This window comes from Streptomyces sp. NPDC091271 (assembly GCF_044757505.1).
Classification (GTDB): domain Bacteria; phylum Actinomycetota; class Actinomycetes; order Streptomycetales; family Streptomycetaceae; genus Streptomyces.
Map to the genome: position 1 here is coordinate 891,492 of NZ_JBIVVD010000004.1, position 17,429 is coordinate 908,920.

The window sequence follows — 17,429 nt, forward strand, 5'->3', positions numbered from 1 at the left end:
AGCACGAGGACTTCGGCCGGCTGCGGAGAGCGCGGAGCCGCTCCGTTCCCGGCACCTCGGCCCTGAAGCGCCGGCGCGACCTCGGCCTCGGACGTCCGAACGGCGTGTGGCCCCCACCCGAAGGTAGGGGCCACATCCACGTCAAGCCGGGCGGAGGCAGAGTCCGGCCGGTGTGAGAAGGGCTCAGGCGTCCTGCCCGGCCCGTGCCATCTCGCGCACCCGGCCGCGGACGATGAACCAGCCGCCTATCAGCGCCGCCGCGATCAGCGGCAGGAGCAACACGGTCGTCCGGCCGACCCCGCCGCCCCACCACATCAGGAAGGCCACGCAGCCGAGGAACAGCAGTGTGACGATCTGGGTGTACGGGGCCCAGGGCAGGCGGTAGGCGGGCCTTGTGACCCGTCCGTCCTGCGAGCGGTGCCAGAACACCAGGGAACAGAGCATGATCATGCCCCACGTCCCGAGGATCCCGATGGACGCGAAGTTCAGCACGATCTCGAAAGCCTGGCCGGGCACCACGTAGTTCAGCCCGACACCCAGCACCCCGAAGCCCGCCGTCAGCAGAATGCCTCCGTAGGGGACCTGCCCCTTGTTCATCAGGCCGGTGAAGCGGGGGGCGGAACCTGACAGCGCCATGGAGCGCAGGATCCGGCCGGTGGAGTAGAGGCCGGAGTTCAGGCTGGACAGGGCGGCGGTCAGCACGACCAGGTTCATCACACCGGCCGCACCCGGCACGCCGAGCTTGTCCATCACGGTGACGAACGGGCTCTGGTCCCCGGAGTAGGCGGTGTAGGGCAGGAGCAGCGCGAGCAGCGCCACCGAGCCGACGTAGAACAGTCCGACCCGCCACATGATGGAGTTGATCGCACGCGGGATGATCTTCTCGGGATTCTCGGTCTCACCGGCGGCGACACCGCACAGCTCGACGGACGCGTAGGCGAAGACGACGCCCTGGATCACAAGAAGCATCGGCAGCATGCCGACGGGAAAGACGCCGGTGTCCGAGACAGTGGACAGGCCCGGTGTGTGACCGTCCACCGGATGCTGGGTGACGACGAGGAAGATGCCGATCAGCATGAAGGCGACCAGGGCCGCCACCTTGATGATCGCGAACCAGAACTCCATCTCGCCGAAGTACTTCACCGAGATGAGGTTGGCCGCGAGCACCACGGCGAGAGCGGTCAGCGCCAGGATCCACTGCGGGACGTCACTGAACGTGCCCCAGAAGTGGGCGTACGTCGCTGCCGCTGTGATGTCCGCGATCGCGGTGGTGGACCAGTTGAGGAAGTACAGCCAGCCGGCCGCGAAGGCGCCCTTCTCGCCCATGAACTCACGGGCGTAGGAGACGAAGGCGCCGGACGAGGGGCGGTAGAGGACCAGCTCACCCAGCGCGCGTACGACGAAGAACGCGAAGACACCGCAGACGGCGTAGGCGATGGCGAGCGAGGGGCCGGCGTCGGCGAGACGTCCTCCCGCGCCCAGGAAGAGCCCGGTGCCGATCGCTCCGCCGATGGCGATCATGTTGATGTGGCGGGATTTGAGGTCCTTGCTGTAACCGGCGTCGCCGGCGTCCACGTGGGGGGCGCTCGCCGGTGTCTCGGCGGCGGGCTGACCGGCTGCTGCGATGCTGCCGTCACTCATGGAAGGGGGTCGCCTTTGTGAGGGGAAGATGGCCGATCCCGGCCGGGCCCGTGGGGGAGGCGCCCGGCGATGGCTCGAAGGCGCATGATCAGGAACCCTGTGATTCTGACAGTGCGTAGTACCTCACGAAAACAAATCTGAGGTATTTCAGAGGTTTCGGCACAGTAAAGTAAGCGAGATCTCACCTGCGGGGGAGCGAGGTGCGGCCACCTCACCCCACCTCACACAGGCCCTGCCGCCTCCTCGCCGACGGGAATGCCGAGCCGGGTGGCCACGGTGGTGAGGGCCGTTCCCAGCGGGAGCGCGATGCGGGTGACGGCGAGGGAGTCACCCCGGGTCACGTCCTGGTTGACGATCAGCACCGGCTTCCCGGTCTGAGCCGCCAGGCGGACGAACCGAAGCCCGGACATCACTGTCAGTGAGGAGCCGAGAACCAGCAGCGAGGCCGCCTCACGGACCATTTCGCGGCAGTGCTCAACCCGCGGAACAGGCACGGACTCGCCGAAGAACACCACGTCCGGCTTGAGGATGCCGCCGCAGATCGTGCAGGGCACCACACGGAAGTCCCCGACCTGCTCGTCGGTGAGGTCCGCGTCACCGTCCGGGTTGATCGTCGAGGCCACCGGCCTGAACCCGGCATTGGCCGCTTCGAGCCGCCGGGCGAGTTCACCGCGCGGACTGAAGGTGCCACAGGAAAGGCAGACCACCCGGTCCAGGCTCCCGTGAAGATCCACGACGCCCTCGCTGCCGGCGGCCTGGTGCAGGCTGTCGACGTTCTGGGTGATCACACCCGAGAGCCGGCCGTGCCGCCCGAAAGCGGCCACGGCCCGGTGCCCGGCGTTGGGGCGGGCACGGCCGAACGTGCGCCAGCCGAGGTGGCTGCGCGCCCAGTACCGCCGCCGGGCCTGGGCGCCGGCGGTGAAGTCCTGGTAGGTCATCGGGGTGTGCCGGCTCAGGCTCCCGCCCTCGCCTCGGTAGTCGGGAATGCCCGACTCCGTGGAGATGCCCGCCCCGCTGAGCACCAGCACACCGCCGCTGCTCAGCGCATCGATGACGGGCTCCAGATCCGTGGTGCCCGGCGGCAGGTCCTGGGCAGGGGTCCAGCTCAGAGTGGGGCGCATACGCATGCCCCCAGGGTACGGAACAGTGGCCGACCGCCCGCTGCCTCGCCCCACCGCGCCGGCCGCCGACGGGGGAGGGGCGTCGCCAGGTCGGTCTGCCGGCGTCCGCGACCACACGGGCGAGGGTGTCGACGAGCTCGTCCGTGATGGTTCGCAACCTGTCTGTGCCCAGGTGGCCGCTGAGCACCAGTCGGCGATGCCGTGCGCCCCGGCGAGGAGCAGGGCGTCGTACTGCCGTGTATTCCGCCTCCCGACGAGTTCGGCGAGCATGGCCAGGAACTCGTCCTGAGAGCGTCCGGCCGCACGGACGCGGACTGCGGTCGGGTCGTCCGCCTGTCCGCACCGCTGACGCAGGTGGTGATCGAGCCCTTCCGCGGGCTCCTCGGGGCGGTGTCCGTGGCGCCCGAGTGAGATCACGGATGTAAGCGCCGCGAGTTCCGCCGTAGCTGATGACAGGGTGTTCCTGAGCGGACGGACCGTACCCCAGGTCCCAGGAGGCGGCGACCGCAGGCTGAGACGCAAGGTGCGGCTCCGAGAATGAACCCCTGAGTTGCACGCCACACCCGCTGCCGCGTACAGGAGTATGGCCAGATGATCAGACCCGAACTGGTGCAGAAGGCCGCCCGCCTCTGGGAGGAACACCTCGACGCCGAATTCCCGGTCAACCTGCGAGGCGTCGAGTTCGAAGACATCGACATGGTGCTGCTCGATACATTTACCGCAGGCTGCGCCTACACGTGGATCAACAACGACGGCGCCCTCGATCCAGGGCGCAGACGCATCCTGCAGACCAGCGTCGAAGACCTGGATCGAGTGATTCCGCGGATCAGCGACCCATCAGGCCGCAAGTACTACCAGCGGTTGCACCAACTCGCCCTTCTCATTTCAAGACCCCCGGACGCCGAATGAGATGACCTATCGATTGCCGGTTCTGCCGTCGAGCATCTCGCGCAGGATGTCCAGGTGGCCGTTGTGGCGGGCTGTCTCCTCGGTGAGGTGGTGCAGGATCCAGCGCAGGTCGACGCGGAGGCCGTTGCGGATGGTTCCCTGGGCCTGCTCGCCCAGGCCGTTCCCGGCGACCAGTTCGCGGTAGCGGGCGCTCTGTTCGGCGTACTCGTCGAGCAACTGCGTGAGAGGGAAGTCGACGGCGATGCGCATTTCGCGGTCGGGGTCCTCGTCGGTCATGGGGGCCAGGTCTTCCTCTCCGAGGAAGATCACCTGGAACCAGTAGTACTCGACCCAGCGGAGGTGGTTGATCACTCCGCTCATGGTCATCAGGGGTGAGCCCGGGAGGAGCGCCTTGCGGGCGTTCTCCGCAGAGACGCCTTCGCACTTGGCGCGTGCGGTGGCACGTGTGTAGTCGAGAAACGTGGTGAGCTGGGTGCGCTCGTCCCACGCAGGTGGTGTGTCATCGATTCTGGTCATCGTGCGAAGCGTGCCTGATCATCGCGCCCCATGTCGAGGTATTTTGTCGTCGGCCCCGACCTGCCACGTCCAACTCCTCATGCCGCCGGCTTGCCCGACAGCGCAACAGGCAACAACTACCCCAACACTGCCCATGGTTCATCTGAGAGTTCGCCTCGTTGCCCATCGAGACCATCACGGCATGAGGTGAGTCGCCACCCGTGTGGAAGGCATGGCAGGATCCCGGGCATGGCCATCAGCGTTCCCCGCCTGTGGATCGGCTCGACCGAGATCATCGCCCTCGCCGACGGAGAGGGTCCATTCTTCTCCCCGCGCTCCGAGGCCTTCCCCGAGGCCACGGCCGCACAGTGGGCCGAGGCCGACCAATACGACTCGGGCGCGGTCGACGCCGAGGGCCGCTGGCGGCTCCAGTTCCGCGCGTACGCGATCCGCGGCGACAAGGGCCTCACCGTCGTGGACGCCGGGATCGGTCCGGCGGACAGCCCGGCCGGCTCGTGGGCGCCCGTGCCCGGTGCGCTCCCCGAGTCGCTCGCCGCCGCGGGCATCGACCCGGCCGAAGTGGACACCGTAGTGCTCACTCATCTGCACACCGACCACGTCGGGTGGGCAGTTGTGACCGAGGCGGCCGTCCCGTCAGCGGGCGGGGCGGTGGAAGGCAATGCTTCGACCGGCGGCCGCCGCCCTTATTTCCCGAACGCCGAATACCTGCTCCAGCGAGGCGAGTTCGACGCCATCGACACGCTGAACCCGCAGCTCCGCGAGACCCTCACCGACCCGCTCGTGGCAGCTGGCCGGCTCCGGCTCCTCGACGGGGACACACCGCTGCGCGCTGGGCGCGCGGTCGCCACGCCCGGTCACACGCCCGGACACCAGAGCGTGCTGGTCGCCGACGGACGCGAGCGGGCGCTCATCACCGGGGACCTCCTGGTGCACGCGCTCCAGCTGCTCCACCCCGAGCTCGCCTACGCGCACGAGGCCGACCCTGAGGCGGCCAGGCACTCGAGGGAGCGCATGCTCGGCCGCGAAGTCGCCAACGTGCTGCACCTGGCCACGCCGCATCTGACGGAGCCGTTCCTCTCGGCGTGATCGCGCGACACCCAGATCTTCACTGATCGCGTCAGCAGCCCGACCGGCAGCATCCCCGTGGTGGCGACGTCGAAGGGCGAGGTAGCGAGACCGAGCGGGCCGGCGGCTTCGTGGGCAGCGGAGAGGGCCCTCGGACCTTCGGGCGGCGGCCGGGCCGGTGCGGTAGCACGGCGAGCCGTGGATCAAGGTCCCGCCGCTGGGGATGCGCGGCGATGTTCAACCCGCTCGGGCGAACCGGACAGGCCCAGAGGCACGGGGAGCACGTCAGGATCGGTGGCTGAGCGCCGCGGCAGCAGCTGGAATCGCTCCCTCCAGCCGGAGAACTACTTCCGGCGGCCGCTGAGGGCGGATCGGGAAGCAGCCAGGGTCCCAGAGGGGCCGTCATCGAAGAGGCAGGGCCGCCCAGTTCGATGAAACGCCACCGGTGAGCCCCCCCCGCAGACCACCCGCCGTCATAGGGTGAGCCATAGGCACCACGAGGCTGGCGAGTGGTCTGTCCGGACGTCAGAGGATGAAGACGCTTCCTGCGGTTTCGGAGTGGTACGTCTCGCCCGGATGGACGAGCTCCTCCACCTGCTCCGTGCAGTTGGGGCCGGAGTGCACCTCAGCGATGGCGTCGGTGTGGTTGGTCACCGACGACGGATACCACTTGATCGAGTAGCAGCCGGACGGGTCCTTGTACTCACCACCATTGATGACCAGCACACCTTCGGCCGCGTATGCGGAACCCGGGACCGAGAGGGCCAGCGCTGCGGCGGCCGCCAACGCCCCCAGGCTTGTAGCCATGCGTCTCTTCATGCGCGTCGTTCCTTCTTCCGATGCCGCGAGCCGCATCTGCAACGACTCACTGTCATCACGCAAAGTATCGGCGATCGAACGAATGGTGAATGAACAAGGCAGCGCTCCCGGACGATGGCTACCCGCGACCGACCCGGGTCGCCATAGCGACCGGTATTCCTGCCTCCGAGCCTTGCCCGTCTCGCTGGGCACTGCCGCAGCCGGATACCTTGCCGCGGTGAGTGCCGACGGCCTGCTGCTCGGCACTGTTGGGGCACTCGCGCCGGCCGTTGTGCTCGGCGCCTAGGATCGCCGGCTCGCCGGCCGGCCGGTTCGCGATCTGGGCCGCGACGACTTCGGCTTCCACAAGCCCTGATATCGAACTGCGGCTTGTCAAGCTGCTGAGGAGTGTGGGGCGGAAGATGCCGCGGTATGCCTGTGGTGTGACCCCGACGGCGGCACGAAGGTGCTGCCGCAGGGATACACCGGTTACGGCCGCTCCGGCCCGAGCAAGGCAGCCGCCCGGAGTGGCCGGCATCCCGGTGCCCGTTCCGCAGCGGCACGGACCCATCAAGGCGGGGTTGGCCTCAGCCGTCGACGCCGGCACCTCGATCGGGTGCGCTCATGTCCCCCGTGGCGGGCACGCCGTCGGCGAGCCCGTAGCGCAAGTACACGGTTCCCTTCGGGCTGGCTACCGGAGGTGCGAGGAGCGCGACGTTGGTGGGCACCGTGCCATCGTCGAACACCTTTTTCCCGACGCCGAGCACGATCGGATGCAGCCAGAGGTCCAGACGGTCGAAGAGCTTCTCGCGCAGGAGGCTCTGGACGAGGTTCAGACTCCCGACGACCTTCACGTGTTCGTGCCGGTCACGGATCTCGCGCACCGAGCCGGCGAGGTCCGGGCCGAGCTGCGTGGACCCGGCCCACGCGAGGTCGGGCCTGCCGCGAGAGGCCACGTACTTCGGGACGCTGTTGAAGAGTGTCGCAATTTCGTTGTCCTCGCCGCCCTCCTGGTGAGGCCAGTAGGCGGCGAAGATGTCGTACGTCCGCCGGCCGAGCAGGAGGGCGTCCGTGCCCTCGTATGCGGCACCGACCTGCGCCCCGGCGACCTCGTCCAGCAGGGGCGCCTGCCAGCCGCCGAACGGGAACCCCACCGGGTCCTCGTCGGGGCCGCCGGGCGCCTGCCCGACGAGGTCGAGGGTCGCGAACAGCTCGATGTGGATGAGTCCCATGGCTTACTCCCTATGAGTCGCTTGTATCCCCTCCAGAGGTAGACCTGCGGACTCCCGCAAGCTCATCGCCACGACGGAACCCGGTTCACCCAGTCGGGTGGAATGGCCACGAGGCGGCCTCGCCGGGGCCGAGTGGAAGACCTGTCCGTTGCGGGGGCGATTCACCGGCCGGACGCTCTCCCGCAGGCCACCCACAGCGCTTACCCAAGCGTGTTGCAGAGGGCCGCCGGAACAAATATTTGGCCTGTGTGGGTGGGGTGTCGCGGGCTGAGACGTGTGGGTGGAAACGTTCACCGGGCTGCGGATGTTGCAGCTCGCGGCCCCCCACAACCACGCCTGGCCGCATGATCCACCGAGGCACAGAACCGGGCTTCACCTGACCGAACCCAGGCTTCTGCAGCACGCTTCAGGGCCCGTTCCAAGGGGAGCCGGCCGAAGGCCTTGTCCGGGTCGTGACCGCCGATGCCGTCATGCCTTTGTGGAAGGGCGTACGCGGCAGCGAAGCCCGGCTCATGCTGACCACCTCGGGATCAGCCCCGGTCGAGGTCTGGCGCTGGACGCTGAAGCCCGGCGAGGAATACCCCGGCCACCCCCACCAGGCCGGCGTCGTGGAGACCGTCAGCGTCACGGCCGGAAGGATGGTGCTCGTCGTCGACGGCGCCGAGCACCCTGTCGAGGCCGGCCAGACAGCCGCCTTCGACGGCGACACCGCCCACACCCACCTACCGCGGCGCGGGCACCGAGAGCTGCCACCTGATCATGACCGTCCACCTACCGCCCGGCCCCGCCTGAGATCCGCGGCCTCACCGAGCGGACCCGACCGGCACCGGCCCGCCGCGTCAAGCCTGCAGAGCACAGGTCGACTGCGGCACGACGAGCCGGCCCTCGGGCACGCGGGCCGCATCACCACCGCCCCCTCCCGGCGATCCGGTTGGCGTTCGCGCGGATCAGGGAAGTGCAAGCCTGGACCGGGACCTTCAGCAGGCCACGACCACGTCGCCCCGCAGCCTGTCGTCAGACCTCGAACAGTGAGCACCGACCGCCCCGGCCTTCGGCAGCAGAGCCAGGGCTGGCAGCAGATCCCTTCCGGACATCTGGCCTGCGCCGCCTGTCGGTGTGGCTCCGTAGGCTGACCGGCAGTGTCCCGTTCCGGAGACGATGGGGGTAGCCGTGCGCAGGCCGGTCGAGGGCGAGGTCCATGTTCACTACGGTCAGATCTACGTCGAGAGCGATCCGGACAGCTCCGGCCCGGACCTCGCGGCGTCCTTCGCGGGACAGAGCGCCGGACTGTGCGGCGCGGCTATGCCCGGCACGCTGTGGCTGACGACTGGCCTGCATACGGGTAGTGTCCGCTTCACCGTCGAGGTGCACGACCAGGCGCCGCCGTTGCTGGACCCGGTGTGGGAGGAGGGTGTTGAGGTTTCCTTCCGCCCCGTCTCCGCCGGCAGCATGCTCGTGCAGTGGGCAGGCGAGGCGTCCTGGGAGCTCGACCTGGAAGAGACCGACTACCGGGTGCGCTACTGCGCCAAGGGCATGGACGAGGCACACCAGCAGGCCGCCCGGCTGGACGACGAGCGCCAACTCGACCGCTATCTCTTGCAGTTCTGGCCCGCTCCGCCCGCGCCGGACCGCGTACTGCGGCAGACCTCGGCGAACGCCGCCTACTGGCACGACTACGCCCGCCGGCAGCCACCCCCTCCCACGCCTGCCGAACGCGCCGAAGCCGAACTTCTCTCCCGCCGCGCGCAGGAACAGGCAGAGCAAGAACGTCGACTCGCATACGAACGGTGGGACTGGGGCGGGCAGCTCCCTGGTCAGACACTGCGCGACGTCGGTGGCAACGTGCGCGGTCTGCTCTCTTTCGACCCAGCCCTCGTCCACGCCATCGACGCCTCCGGCCCCGCGGCCCAGCGCGCCGTGGCCCTGCTGGCGGCACGCCACGCGTGCGAGGCGGCCGGCCTCGCACAACTCGACTGGATCGCCACGGCGCTGACCGCACTGGCCCAGGGGCGCCCGCTATCGCCGCTCTTCGACGATTCCGCCCGCGTGTGGCAGGCCCTGGAATCCGACCCGCGCGTACCCGACAGGACCGTCGGCCGGCCTGTCCCGCCGGAGTGGCCGCCCGCCGACGCCGGCGCGCATACGCCGACGCCCCAACCTGGGCAGACCCCACAGATCGTAGGCCCCGCGGCCGCCGCAACGGAGTTGCCGAGCCCGCCCGGGCAGCCGACGCCGCTCGCCCGAGCAACGCGAACGCTGAAGGTCACGACCGGACCGCCGGACCCGTCCCTGCGAATGTCTCAGCCGCACCTGGCCATCCCGGCGCTGCTCGGCGCCGCCGAAGCCGACCCGCCGAAGCCGACCCGCTCCAGGCGGCCCTCGACGCGGTGTACGCCGCCGTGGCCACCTGCGGCGAGGACTACCGGACACTTCTGCAAGAGGTCTGGTCCGTATGTCAGGGGCGTCCGTAAACACCCTACGTGCCGCCGACCGTCCTGCCGCCGGCCGCGCCAGGAGGGGTAGGGGTCGGCTCCCCGGCATGCATGGCCTTCGGCCAGACGTGAGCCCACTCCGCTGTATCTTTTTGCAGTGCTTAGTTTCAATCGATACCGTCTCGAGTGAATGGTCGACTGTAATGTGGACCCCATGAACGCCACCGACGACGCTTCCCACCTCGCCGCTGCCTCGCGTGCGACCGATCGCCCCGGGGACACGTCGCCTTTCGCCCTCGGCTTGCTGTTGCGCCGGGCGCACTGGCGCGCAGCCGCGGTGATGGGGGAGGCGCTTCGGCCGCTCGGCATCGAACTGCGGCATTTTGCCGTGCTGATCGAGTTGGTCAACCACGGGCCCACAGTGCAGCGGGACTTGGCTGCAGCGACGGGGTCGGACAAGGCGGGAATCATGCGGGTCGTGGATGACCTGGAGCGCAGAGGGCTGGCGGTACGCAAGGCCGTTCCCGGCGACCGGCGCGTGCGGGCGGTTGAGATCACGCCCCAGGGAGTCGAGCTCTTCGATGCGGCACATGTGGCGGCGGAGCCGCTGGCTGAACGTCTCGTTGTCGAATTGGGGCCAGGCGAGCCCGAAAAGCTGACGGCTCTGCTCAGCCGGTTCGCTGACCCCTCGGACGGCGAGGCGTAAGCGCGCCGGCGCACTTGTCACTCCGCCGCGCGCCGAAAACACAACACCACGGTCTGCGGCTCACACGGGGAGGCGCTGTGCGAGTTCCCGGGCTTTGGTGATCGCTTCCTCGAAGGCACGCTCGCGGGAGGTCTCGTACAGGGGGACCAGTTCGGACATGGCCGGGTTGCGGGGGGCCATGGTGAGTTCGGGGACGATGAAGTCGAGGTCCAGGCCGAGGGTGCCCTTGAGGACGGCTTCCAGATAATTCTGTACGAACTCGTAGCCCTCCCGGGGGGTGCCTGGCGCGTAGGAGCCTCCGCGGCTTGCCACGACGACGGTCGGGGTGCCCTGGGCGGAGGGGGTCTCGCCCGCGGTGCGGCCGAGCAGAAGGACGTTGTCCAGCCACGCCTTGAGGGTCGAAGGAATCGAGTAGTTGTACATGGGGGCGCCGATCAGGACGGCGTCGGCCCGCTCCAGCTCCTCGATCAGCTCCACACGCCCGAAGAACGCGGCGGCCTGCTGTGGGGTGCGCTCGGCCGCGACGGCGTGACCGGCGGACCAGGCGTCGGCAGTGATGTGGGGGACTGGGGAGGCGGCTATGTCTCGGTAGATCACCGTGCCTCCGGGGTGCTGGTCCTCCCAGGCCTCACGGAACGCAGCAGTGACGGAACGGGACGAGGACGCCTCGCCAGGGAGTACGGACGAGTCGATGTGGAGCAACGTGGTCATGACTTCTCCAAAGGTGCGGTGCGCCGGAGGCGGGATCTTGGACCGAGGTTCGCGTCCGTCAGTAGTCAACCACGATACCGTATCGAGTGATACTATCTTGTTCGTAACGAAGTAATGGGTCGAGCAGCAGAGGAGCCAGGGCGACCATGGACGTTTACGAGGCGGTCACGAGCCGACGGGCGGTGCGCGGATTCACCGACCAGCACGTTCCTCAGGAAGCGCTGGACCGCGTGCTGTCCACCGCCGCTCGGACGCCGTCAGGATCGAACATCCAGCCGTGGCACGCCTACGTCCTGGCAGGCGACCCGCTGGCCGTACTCAAGAAGCGTGTCGGCGAGCGCCTGGCGGCAGGCGACCCCTTCGACGAGCCGGAGTACGAGCAATACCCGTCCACCCTGAAGTCCCCCTACCGTGAACGCCGGTCCGCCTTCGGCGAGCAGCGCTACGGCGCGCTCGGCATTCCACGTGAGAATATAGAAGCGCGTCAGAGGGCCGCCTCCGCGAACTGGGACTGCTTCGGCGCGCCCACCGCCCTGTTCTGCTACATCGACCGGAACATGGGCCGGCCGCAGTGGTCCGACGTCGGCATGTATCTGCAGACCGTCATGCTGCTGCTCCGCGTCGAAGGCCTGCACAGCTGTCCGCAGATGGCTTGGGCGAAGTTTCACAGGACCGTAGCGGAGATATTGTCCCCGCCGGAGGAGCTCCTCCTCTTCTGTGGCATGTCGATCGGATTCGAGGACGCCACGGTCGATCACGCCCGTACGGGCCGGGCGCCGCTCGACCGGACGGTCACGTTCGTCGGTGGCAACTGAACCCTCCAGATACGGCGCCGGGGCCGCTCCGGCGAAGGCGTACGGGTTCTCCGCTCGCCAGGGGTGAACGATCCAGACCGCAAGATGCGTTGTCCGGTGCCGCGGTTCTGTGAAGGCCAGGATTTTCTCCCCGTGCCCTGAAGCTTTCGCTTGTTGTGGACGGCGCGGCGGCCCCTTCGGCGCGTACGCATGCCGCCGGGCCACGGAGAGGCGGTCGTGGAGCCATGGCCGGAACAGCACTCGGCTCATCGACGTGATCGACGCCCGCGGAGCCGCTGTTTCTCATGGGTTCGGCTTTAATCGCGCGTCACCGGGCACCTGAGTGAGCGCAGGTGACCGGACGGATGAAGCGGCCGGCCGGATGGATGAAGGACACGCGAATGACAGAGGATGCCGTACGGCGCCCCGTCGTGCCGGACGCTCCGGCCCGGCCCGGGGAGGCCGATGAATTCGATGCCCGGGCCCTGCGGGCGGAGACGTCCGGGCGATTCAGCGCGGCGGTTGCCGCGATCGAGGCGGGCGACCTGAACTTCCCGCTGCCGGGCAGCGGCGCGACGGCCGAGCGCTTCGCCGCACTGCGGGCCGTGGCCGAGGACGATCTGTGTCTCGCCCGGCTGGTGGAGGGCCACGTCGACGCGCTGGCGATCCTCGACGAACTGGGCGGCCCTGCCCCAGCCTCCGGCAGACGCTGGGGGGTGTGGGCGGCCGAGCCCCCCGGCGAGGGGCTCTCCGCCGTCCGGGACGCCGACGGACTTTGGAGCGTGAGCGGGCTCAAGCAGTACTGCTCGGGGGCGCACAGCTGTACGCACGCGCTTGTCACCGCCCGGGCCGAGGACGGACGGCGGCTCTTCGCCGTACCGCTGACGGCGGGGACGTACGAGCCGGTGGAGGGCAGCTGGCAGGCGCTCGGCATGGCCGGCTCCGACACGCCGGACGTGCGTTTCCACTCGGCGGCCGCGGAACCCGTCGGGGGCGTCGAGGGGTATGTGGACCGGCCCGGTTTCCAGCACGGTGGCATCGGGGTGGCGGCCTGCTGGCTCGGCGGGGCGCGTGTTGTCGCCCGCGTCCTGCGTGCCGCAGCACACCGCGGAGGTGGTCCGCACACCGACGCACACCTCGGCGCCGTGGACATCGACCTGCGGGCGGCCGGTCTGCTCCTGGAGGCCGCGGCGTCCGAGATCGACGCCGACCCCCTGGACGCCAAGGGTGAGGCCAGGCTGCGCAGCCTGCGCGTACGGGGATTCGTCGAAGCCGTCTGCGACCGCACGCTCGGGCATGTGGGCCGGGCCACCGGGGCGGGGCCCCTGTGCCACGACCGACGCCATGCGCGCGATGTCGCCGACCTGACCGTCTATGTACGTCAGCACCACGCCGAGCGCAACCTCGCCGAACTCGGCGCCCTGGTCAGCGGCCGGGAGGAGGAATGAGCACGCGCACCGAGGACACGTCGTCCTACGCCGACGCCATTCAGGCCCCCGGTACCGACGAGAGCGTCTGGGAGGCGTGGCCGGGCTGGGAAAGTCTGCGTGAGTTCCCGTTGCCGCCCCGGGGCCGGGTCGTCGTGGTCGCCGCCCATCCCGACGACGAGGTGCTGGGGCTCGGAGGCACGCTGGCCCGGCTCGCCGCAACCGGGCACGGTCTCACCGTGGTGTCCGTGACCGACGGGGAGGGATCGCATCCCGACAGCAGGGTCGTGCGCCCCCACGAACTCGTCCGCCTCCGCGCCGAGGAGACGCGGACCGCTCTCGAACGGCTCGGCGCGGGGGACGCCGAGATCGTACGGCTGCACGTCCCCGACTCCGGTGTGCACCGCCACGAGGAGGCGGTACGCCGGGCCCTCGTGCAGCTGTGCTCGGGAGCGGTCCTGGTCGCGGCTCCGTGGACCGCCGACGTGCACAGCGACCACGAGGCGGCCGGGCGGGCGGCACGGGCGGCGGCCCACGAGTCCGACGCACCCTTCGTCGAATACCCCGTCTGGATGTGGCACTGGGCGCGCCCCGAGGATCCCCGTGTGCCCTGGGAACGGGCGGCGCGGCTCACCCTGCCCGCGGAGGTCCAGGCCCGGAAGCGGCACGCCGTCGATGCCTTCGCCTCGCAGATCCGGCCCCTGGGGCCGGGAGCGGAGGATGCGGCAGTCCTGCCGCCGGAGGAGCTCGCCCACCATCTGCGCCCCCGCGAGGTGGTGTTCCTGTGAGCACTCCCGCCGGATACTTCGAGGACATGTACCGGGGCGAGCACGACCCCTGGCACCTTCAAGAGCGGTGGTACGAGCAGCGCAAGTACGCGCTGACCCTCGCCTCACTGCCCAGGCCCCGTTTCCGTAACGCCTTCGAACCCGCATGCTCCGTCGGTCAGTTGACACGACTCCTGGCGCCACGATGTGAGCGACTCCTCGCCGCCGACCGGGTCGCCTCCGCCGTGGACACCACCCGGCGGCGCACCGCGGATCTCGAACAGGTGGAGGTGGCCCGACTCACCGTGCCTGATGAGTGGCCCGAGGGGCGCTTCGACCTCGTCGTGCTGTCCGAGCTGCTCTACTACTTCGACGAGCCCCGGCTGGACGAACTGCTGTCACGGGCCACCGGCGCGCTCGAACCGGGCGGGACCCTGGTCACCGTGCACTGGAATCACCCCGTGCCCGAGCACCTGCACACGGGCGCGCAGCTGGCCGACCGCCTCGCCCGTGAACCCGGGCTGCTGCTGAGGGCCGATCACCGGGAAGAGGACTTCGTCCTGCAGACCTTCAGCCGGGTCCTGCCCGGCGAGGCCGCACCCGCCTCGCCCGCCGCTTTCGAGGGGCTCGTGTGACAGGGGCCGCCGCCGTGGCCGTGGTGATACCCGCGCACAACGAGCAGGTGCTGCTGGGCGCCGCCCTCGCCGCCGTGTCCCGGGCGGCCAGGCACCCCGCCCTGGCCGCCACCCGAGTCCTCGTGGTCGTCGCCGCGGATGCCTGCACCGACGCGACTCAGTCGGTCGCGCGCCGGGCGGGCGCACTGATCGCGCCGCTCGACTCCCGTAACCCCGGGCGGGCCAGAGCCGCTGGTGCGGCGCTGGCCCTGCGCACCCTCGACCTGGAACCGAGCACCGTGTGGATCGCCTCGACCGATGCCGACAGCGAAGTCCCGACCCGCTGGCTGGCCCACCAGCGGGCCTGCGCCGAGGAGGGCTGGGACGCGGTGGTGGGCACCGTCCGGCCGCAAGGATGGAACCCGGCGCTCACGGACGTGATCCGTCGGCACATGCGCGAGTACGAGGATGCCGGCCGCCACCCCGGCCGGCCGGATCTCCATCCGCATGTCCACGGTGCAAACCTGGGTGTACGGGCTGACGCCTACCTGCGCTGCGGGGGATACCCTGCGCTGGCGACAGGTGAGGACCACGCGCTGGTCGCTGCCTTGAAGGCGAGCGACCACCGCGTCCTGCGCACCAGACGCTTCCCGGTCCTCACCTCCGCGCGCCTGACCGCGCGTGCCCGGGGCGGGTACGGCGATTACCTGGGCCGGCTGGCCGAGCCCGTACGGCAGTTCGACTGAGATGTGGCGTAGCGGAGGGAACGGCATCATGTCGTTACCCGGCGTCTCGCTTCAGCCGCTGGTCCGTCAGCGGCTGCCGGTGTTGACGGGATCACAAGGATCAGGACCGGTTCACGCGGTGACGTGGACCGGCGCCGAACCCTGGAACGCCGGCCGCCCCGCGAAGCCCGCTTCGTCTCCGACGCAGAGCCGCCTTCCCGCCGGGGAAGGCGGCTGATCCGGCCGGGCAACGACGACCTCGAGGCGGCGGGAGCGGACCAGTTGCAGGAACTCGTCCCGGTCTTCATCGGTCTCATCGAGGGGGCGACTGTCGAGGAGGATGTAGTACTCCGTCGGGCCGTTGCACCCGGTGGGGCCCAGAAGCGGCAGAAGCGCCCAACCGGTTCCCGGTCGAGCGATGCGCACGAGTCAACTGGCTGCACAGGCCGGCGCGCGGACTCCGGTACCGGCTCTTCGCAGGTCCTTCCCAGGGCGCGTGCGCGGGCTCCCGCTGAGACTACTCGGCGTCGCGCCGCCGGCGTGCGCGCTCGAACTCAGCGGCATCCGACATCCAGGAGCCGTGCTGTTCGAGTGCGGCGCAGCCGCCGCGGACGAAGACGCTCACCAGGTTCCGGTATCCGCCGATCCCGTCGACCAGGCTGTACTCGACCCGGTACTCCGGATCCGACCCGCCCCCTCCACCCGCGTGCACCGTCGTGATCCGGGCGATGGAATCCGCGTAGAAGTGGAGCTGGATCCCCTCGCCCATCTCCTCGTCCTCGATGGTGAACACTTCGTTGTCCGCGGCAGAGCGATCGCCGACGAACTCCCAGAACTCCGCCGTGGCAGTGCGGGGGCTGTCAGCGAGCCACTTCTTCTCGACGCCCTTGTCGTCGGTGAAGGACAGGATCGTCTTTCTCGCACTCTCGCCGAAGTCGGCGCGGTCGCCGGGAGCCTCCTCGTCCTCCTCCATGGGCGTGCTCCTGGAGCGGTCCGCGGCCTCCGAACACATCAGGAAGCTCACGGTACGCACCGCGTCGTCGACGAGCTCAGGGTGTGCACGGCGCACGGCCGCGTCGACCGTCTTCGCCATCCGGTCCCAGTCGCGCTTGTCCGTTGCGCGCTTTCCCCGTCGCGGATCGCGGCCGATCCGCATCCCCGCGCACGACTGCTCAGCGGTGGCGATCACACGCATGACCTCGGTCAGCAGGGCGGGGGCGACGGCCTCGGGCTTCCGCCCAGGAATCGTCGACCCGTGCAGGTACTGGCCCGTGTACATCAGAATCGCGGCGTCGAGTGGACCGAGTACTGCTCCGCGCTCGGCGCGTCGGCGGTCCGCGTGGTACTTCTGAGCTCGTTCTCCGTCGGAGGTCTCTGTCGCCGCGCGCATCGACTCGCAGACCTGACCGCGCTCGAGCAGATCGATGTCAGCTCCATGGGCAATGAGCCGACCCTTGTCCCACCGTATGCGCTGGAAGAACGCGTCGACGTCCGCGGGCGCGGAGAGGAGGATCGGGTCCAAAAGTGCGACGGCGGCATCCTCGTCGAGCCGGCCCCGGGTACCGGCGGCATCGCACAGCGGAAGGACCGCACTCCACAGCAGCAGGTGTCTGGCCAGGTCCTCACGAATCACCGCAAGATGGGCTTCCCCGATCGAGAACGTGAACGTGCGAGGCGCATGGTTGGCGTCGGCCCCGGCACCGAGCATCAGTTTCAACTCGCCGTCCTCGCGGATCACGTCAGGAATCCAGCCGCTCTTGCGCGCGAAAACGATGTCTCTCATGTACTCAGTGTTCCCCATCGGACGAGTGCGTTCGAAATCAGGCGTCGAAGGACTCCGCACCGTGGGCCGCGGCGGTCTGATCGATGCGGGCGGCAAGGTCGAAATCGGCTGCGGTCAGCCGGTGGCCGGCGGGGCATCATCCGCGTCCGCCTTGGGGCACCGCGATCGTGGAACCGTGCAGGCGCTGG

Annotated in this window: 18 protein-coding genes and 2 pseudogenes; 12 read left to right on the forward strand and 8 right to left on the reverse strand. The window is 69.5% G+C overall.

Annotated features, from left to right (window positions below):
- Window positions 1-183 precede the first annotated feature (183 nt).
- Together ACIQM3_RS20565 and ACIQM3_RS20570 are read right to left on the reverse strand one after the other, a co-directional pair.
- On the reverse strand, window positions 184-1,641 hold the full coding sequence (locus ACIQM3_RS20565) for an amino acid permease (protein WP_401626210.1): 1,458 nt from the start codon (window positions 1,639-1,641) through the stop codon (window positions 184-186).
- Window positions 1,642-1,862: 221 nt separating this feature from the next.
- Window positions 1,863-2,768: an NAD-dependent protein deacetylase gene (locus ACIQM3_RS20570; protein ID WP_401626213.1), complete on the reverse strand. Its 906-nt coding sequence runs from the start codon at window positions 2,766-2,768 to the stop codon at window positions 1,863-1,865.
- A gap of 195 nt (window positions 2,769-2,963) precedes the next feature.
- Between ACIQM3_RS20570 and ACIQM3_RS20575 the strand changes: the two genes are divergently transcribed.
- Both ACIQM3_RS20575 and ACIQM3_RS20580 read left to right on the forward strand, forming a co-directional pair.
- Window positions 2,964-3,173 (forward strand): hypothetical protein, encoded by a 210-nt coding sequence (locus tag ACIQM3_RS20575; RefSeq protein ID WP_401626216.1) that lies wholly within the window; start codon window positions 2,964-2,966, stop codon window positions 3,171-3,173.
- A gap of 180 nt (window positions 3,174-3,353) precedes the next feature.
- Window positions 3,354-3,671 carry a hypothetical protein gene (locus ACIQM3_RS20580; protein WP_401626219.1) on the forward strand — a complete coding sequence of 106 codons (318 nt, stop codon included), beginning with the start codon at window positions 3,354-3,356 and terminating at the stop codon, window positions 3,669-3,671.
- Window positions 3,672-3,677: 6 nt separating this feature from the next.
- Here ACIQM3_RS20580 and ACIQM3_RS20585 read toward each other — a convergent pair whose 3' ends face one another.
- On the reverse strand, window positions 3,678-4,187 hold the full coding sequence (locus tag ACIQM3_RS20585; protein ID WP_401626222.1) for a DinB family protein: 510 nt from the start codon (window positions 4,185-4,187) through the stop codon (window positions 3,678-3,680).
- Window positions 4,188-4,415: 228 nt separating this feature from the next.
- Here ACIQM3_RS20585 and ACIQM3_RS20590 point away from each other — a divergent pair, with 228 nt between their 5' ends.
- Window positions 4,416-5,273: an MBL fold metallo-hydrolase gene (locus ACIQM3_RS20590; RefSeq protein WP_401626225.1), complete on the forward strand. Its 858-nt coding sequence runs from the start codon at window positions 4,416-4,418 to the stop codon at window positions 5,271-5,273.
- A gap of 504 nt (window positions 5,274-5,777) precedes the next feature.
- Here ACIQM3_RS20590 and ACIQM3_RS20595 read toward each other — a convergent pair.
- Window positions 5,778-6,059: a hypothetical protein gene (locus tag ACIQM3_RS20595; protein WP_401626228.1), complete on the reverse strand. Its 282-nt coding sequence runs from the start codon at window positions 6,057-6,059 to the stop codon at window positions 5,778-5,780.
- Between ACIQM3_RS20595 and ACIQM3_RS20600 the strand changes: the two genes are divergently transcribed.
- Window positions 6,058-6,357 carry a hypothetical protein gene (locus ACIQM3_RS20600; protein ID WP_401626230.1) on the forward strand — a complete coding sequence of 100 codons (300 nt, stop codon included), beginning with the start codon at window positions 6,058-6,060 and terminating at the stop codon, window positions 6,355-6,357. The genes ACIQM3_RS20595 and ACIQM3_RS20600 overlap by 2 nt on opposite strands.
- A gap of 280 nt (window positions 6,358-6,637) precedes the next feature.
- Here the strand turns inward: ACIQM3_RS20600 and ACIQM3_RS20605 are convergent, their stop codons facing one another.
- The gene (locus ACIQM3_RS20605; RefSeq protein WP_401626233.1) at window positions 6,638-7,282 is read right to left on the reverse strand and encodes a dihydrofolate reductase family protein; all 645 of its coding nucleotides are present in this window, start codon (window positions 7,280-7,282) and stop codon (window positions 6,638-6,640) included.
- A 428-nt stretch (window positions 7,283-7,710) separates the two neighbouring features.
- Between ACIQM3_RS20605 and ACIQM3_RS20610 the strand changes: the two are divergent.
- From ACIQM3_RS20610 to ACIQM3_RS20620, 3 genes and pseudogenes are all read left to right on the forward strand, one after another.
- Window positions 7,711-8,074: pseudogene (locus ACIQM3_RS20610) on the forward strand (cupin domain-containing protein); the annotation flags it as partial.
- A 378-nt stretch (window positions 8,075-8,452) separates the two neighbouring features.
- Entirely contained in the window at window positions 8,453-9,805 is a 1,353-nt protein-coding gene (locus ACIQM3_RS20615) for a hypothetical protein (RefSeq protein ID WP_401626236.1), read from the forward strand.
- 123 nt (window positions 9,806-9,928) lie between these two features.
- Window positions 9,929-10,420 (forward strand): MarR family winged helix-turn-helix transcriptional regulator, encoded by a 492-nt coding sequence (locus ACIQM3_RS20620; protein WP_401626239.1) that lies wholly within the window; start codon window positions 9,929-9,931, stop codon window positions 10,418-10,420.
- A gap of 60 nt (window positions 10,421-10,480) precedes the next feature.
- Here ACIQM3_RS20620 and ACIQM3_RS20625 read toward each other — a convergent pair whose 3' ends face one another.
- Window positions 10,481-11,131, reverse strand: a complete 651-nt coding sequence (locus tag ACIQM3_RS20625) for an FMN-dependent NADH-azoreductase (protein ID WP_401626242.1) — start codon at window positions 11,129-11,131, stop codon at window positions 10,481-10,483.
- A 146-nt stretch (window positions 11,132-11,277) separates the two neighbouring features.
- Here ACIQM3_RS20625 and ACIQM3_RS20630 point away from each other — a divergent pair, with 146 nt between their 5' ends.
- From ACIQM3_RS20630 to ACIQM3_RS20650, 5 genes are all read left to right on the forward strand, one after another.
- Entirely contained in the window at window positions 11,278-11,946 is a 669-nt protein-coding gene (locus ACIQM3_RS20630; RefSeq protein ID WP_401626244.1) for a nitroreductase, read from the forward strand.
- Window positions 11,947-12,326: 380 nt separating this feature from the next.
- On the forward strand, window positions 12,327-13,373 hold the full coding sequence (locus ACIQM3_RS20635; protein WP_401626246.1) for an acyl-CoA dehydrogenase: 1,047 nt from the start codon (window positions 12,327-12,329) through the stop codon (window positions 13,371-13,373).
- Entirely contained in the window at window positions 13,370-14,140 is a 771-nt protein-coding gene (locus ACIQM3_RS20640) for a PIG-L deacetylase family protein (protein ID WP_401626247.1), read from the forward strand. The genes ACIQM3_RS20635 and ACIQM3_RS20640 overlap by 4 nt, the downstream gene beginning before the upstream one ends.
- Window positions 14,137-14,754: a class I SAM-dependent DNA methyltransferase gene (locus ACIQM3_RS20645; protein ID WP_401626250.1), complete on the forward strand. Its 618-nt coding sequence runs from the start codon at window positions 14,137-14,139 to the stop codon at window positions 14,752-14,754. Before ACIQM3_RS20640 ends, ACIQM3_RS20645 begins: the two co-directional genes overlap by 4 nt.
- Complete coding sequence (locus ACIQM3_RS20650; RefSeq protein WP_401626252.1) at window positions 14,751-15,479, forward strand: glycosyltransferase; 729 nt, start codon at window positions 14,751-14,753, stop codon at window positions 15,477-15,479. Before ACIQM3_RS20645 ends, ACIQM3_RS20650 begins: the two co-directional genes overlap by 4 nt.
- Window positions 15,480-15,975: 496 nt before the next feature.
- Here ACIQM3_RS20650 and ACIQM3_RS20655 read toward each other — a convergent pair whose 3' ends face one another.
- Entirely contained in the window at window positions 15,976-17,241 is a 1,266-nt protein-coding gene (locus ACIQM3_RS20655) for a DUF6357 family protein (RefSeq protein ID WP_401626254.1), read from the reverse strand.
- A gap of 37 nt (window positions 17,242-17,278) precedes the next feature.
- A pseudogene (locus ACIQM3_RS20660) lies at window positions 17,279-17,371 on the reverse strand (4a-hydroxytetrahydrobiopterin dehydratase); the annotation flags it as partial.
- Between the last annotated feature and the right edge of the window lie 58 nt (window positions 17,372-17,429).

Excerpts from the sequence above, each read along its gene's own strand:
- ACIQM3_RS20600 (WP_401626230.1), top strand. The coding sequence starts at position 6,058 with ATGCGTCTCTTCATGCGCGTCGTTCCTTCTTCCGATGCCGCGAGCCGC.
- ACIQM3_RS20580 (WP_401626219.1), top strand. The coding sequence starts at position 3,354 with ATGATCAGACCCGAACTGGTGCAGAAGGCCGCCCGCCTCTGGGAGGAA.
- ACIQM3_RS20595 (WP_401626228.1), bottom strand. The coding sequence starts at position 6,059 with ATGGCTACAAGCCTGGGGGCGTTGGCGGCCGCCGCAGCGCTGGCCCTC.
- ACIQM3_RS20620 (WP_401626239.1), top strand. The coding sequence starts at position 9,929 with ATGAACGCCACCGACGACGCTTCCCACCTCGCCGCTGCCTCGCGTGCG.
- ACIQM3_RS20565 (WP_401626210.1), bottom strand. The coding sequence starts at position 1,641 with ATGAGTGACGGCAGCATCGCAGCAGCCGGTCAGCCCGCCGCCGAGACA.
- ACIQM3_RS20640 (WP_401626247.1), top strand. The coding sequence starts at position 13,370 with ATGAGCACGCGCACCGAGGACACGTCGTCCTACGCCGACGCCATTCAG.
- ACIQM3_RS20635 (WP_401626246.1), top strand. The coding sequence starts at position 12,327 with ATGACAGAGGATGCCGTACGGCGCCCCGTCGTGCCGGACGCTCCGGCC.
- ACIQM3_RS20590 (WP_401626225.1), top strand. The coding sequence starts at position 4,416 with ATGGCCATCAGCGTTCCCCGCCTGTGGATCGGCTCGACCGAGATCATC.
- ACIQM3_RS20625 (WP_401626242.1), bottom strand. The coding sequence starts at position 11,131 with ATGACCACGTTGCTCCACATCGACTCGTCCGTACTCCCTGGCGAGGCG.
- ACIQM3_RS20570 (WP_401626213.1), bottom strand. The coding sequence starts at position 2,768 with ATGCGTATGCGCCCCACTCTGAGCTGGACCCCTGCCCAGGACCTGCCG.
- ACIQM3_RS20630 (WP_401626244.1), top strand. The coding sequence starts at position 11,278 with ATGGACGTTTACGAGGCGGTCACGAGCCGACGGGCGGTGCGCGGATTC.
- ACIQM3_RS20655 (WP_401626254.1), bottom strand. The coding sequence starts at position 17,241 with ATGAGAGACATCGTTTTCGCGCGCAAGAGCGGCTGGATTCCTGACGTG.
- ACIQM3_RS20605 (WP_401626233.1), bottom strand. The coding sequence starts at position 7,282 with ATGGGACTCATCCACATCGAGCTGTTCGCGACCCTCGACCTCGTCGGG.
- ACIQM3_RS20585 (WP_401626222.1), bottom strand. The coding sequence starts at position 4,187 with ATGACCAGAATCGATGACACACCACCTGCGTGGGACGAGCGCACCCAG.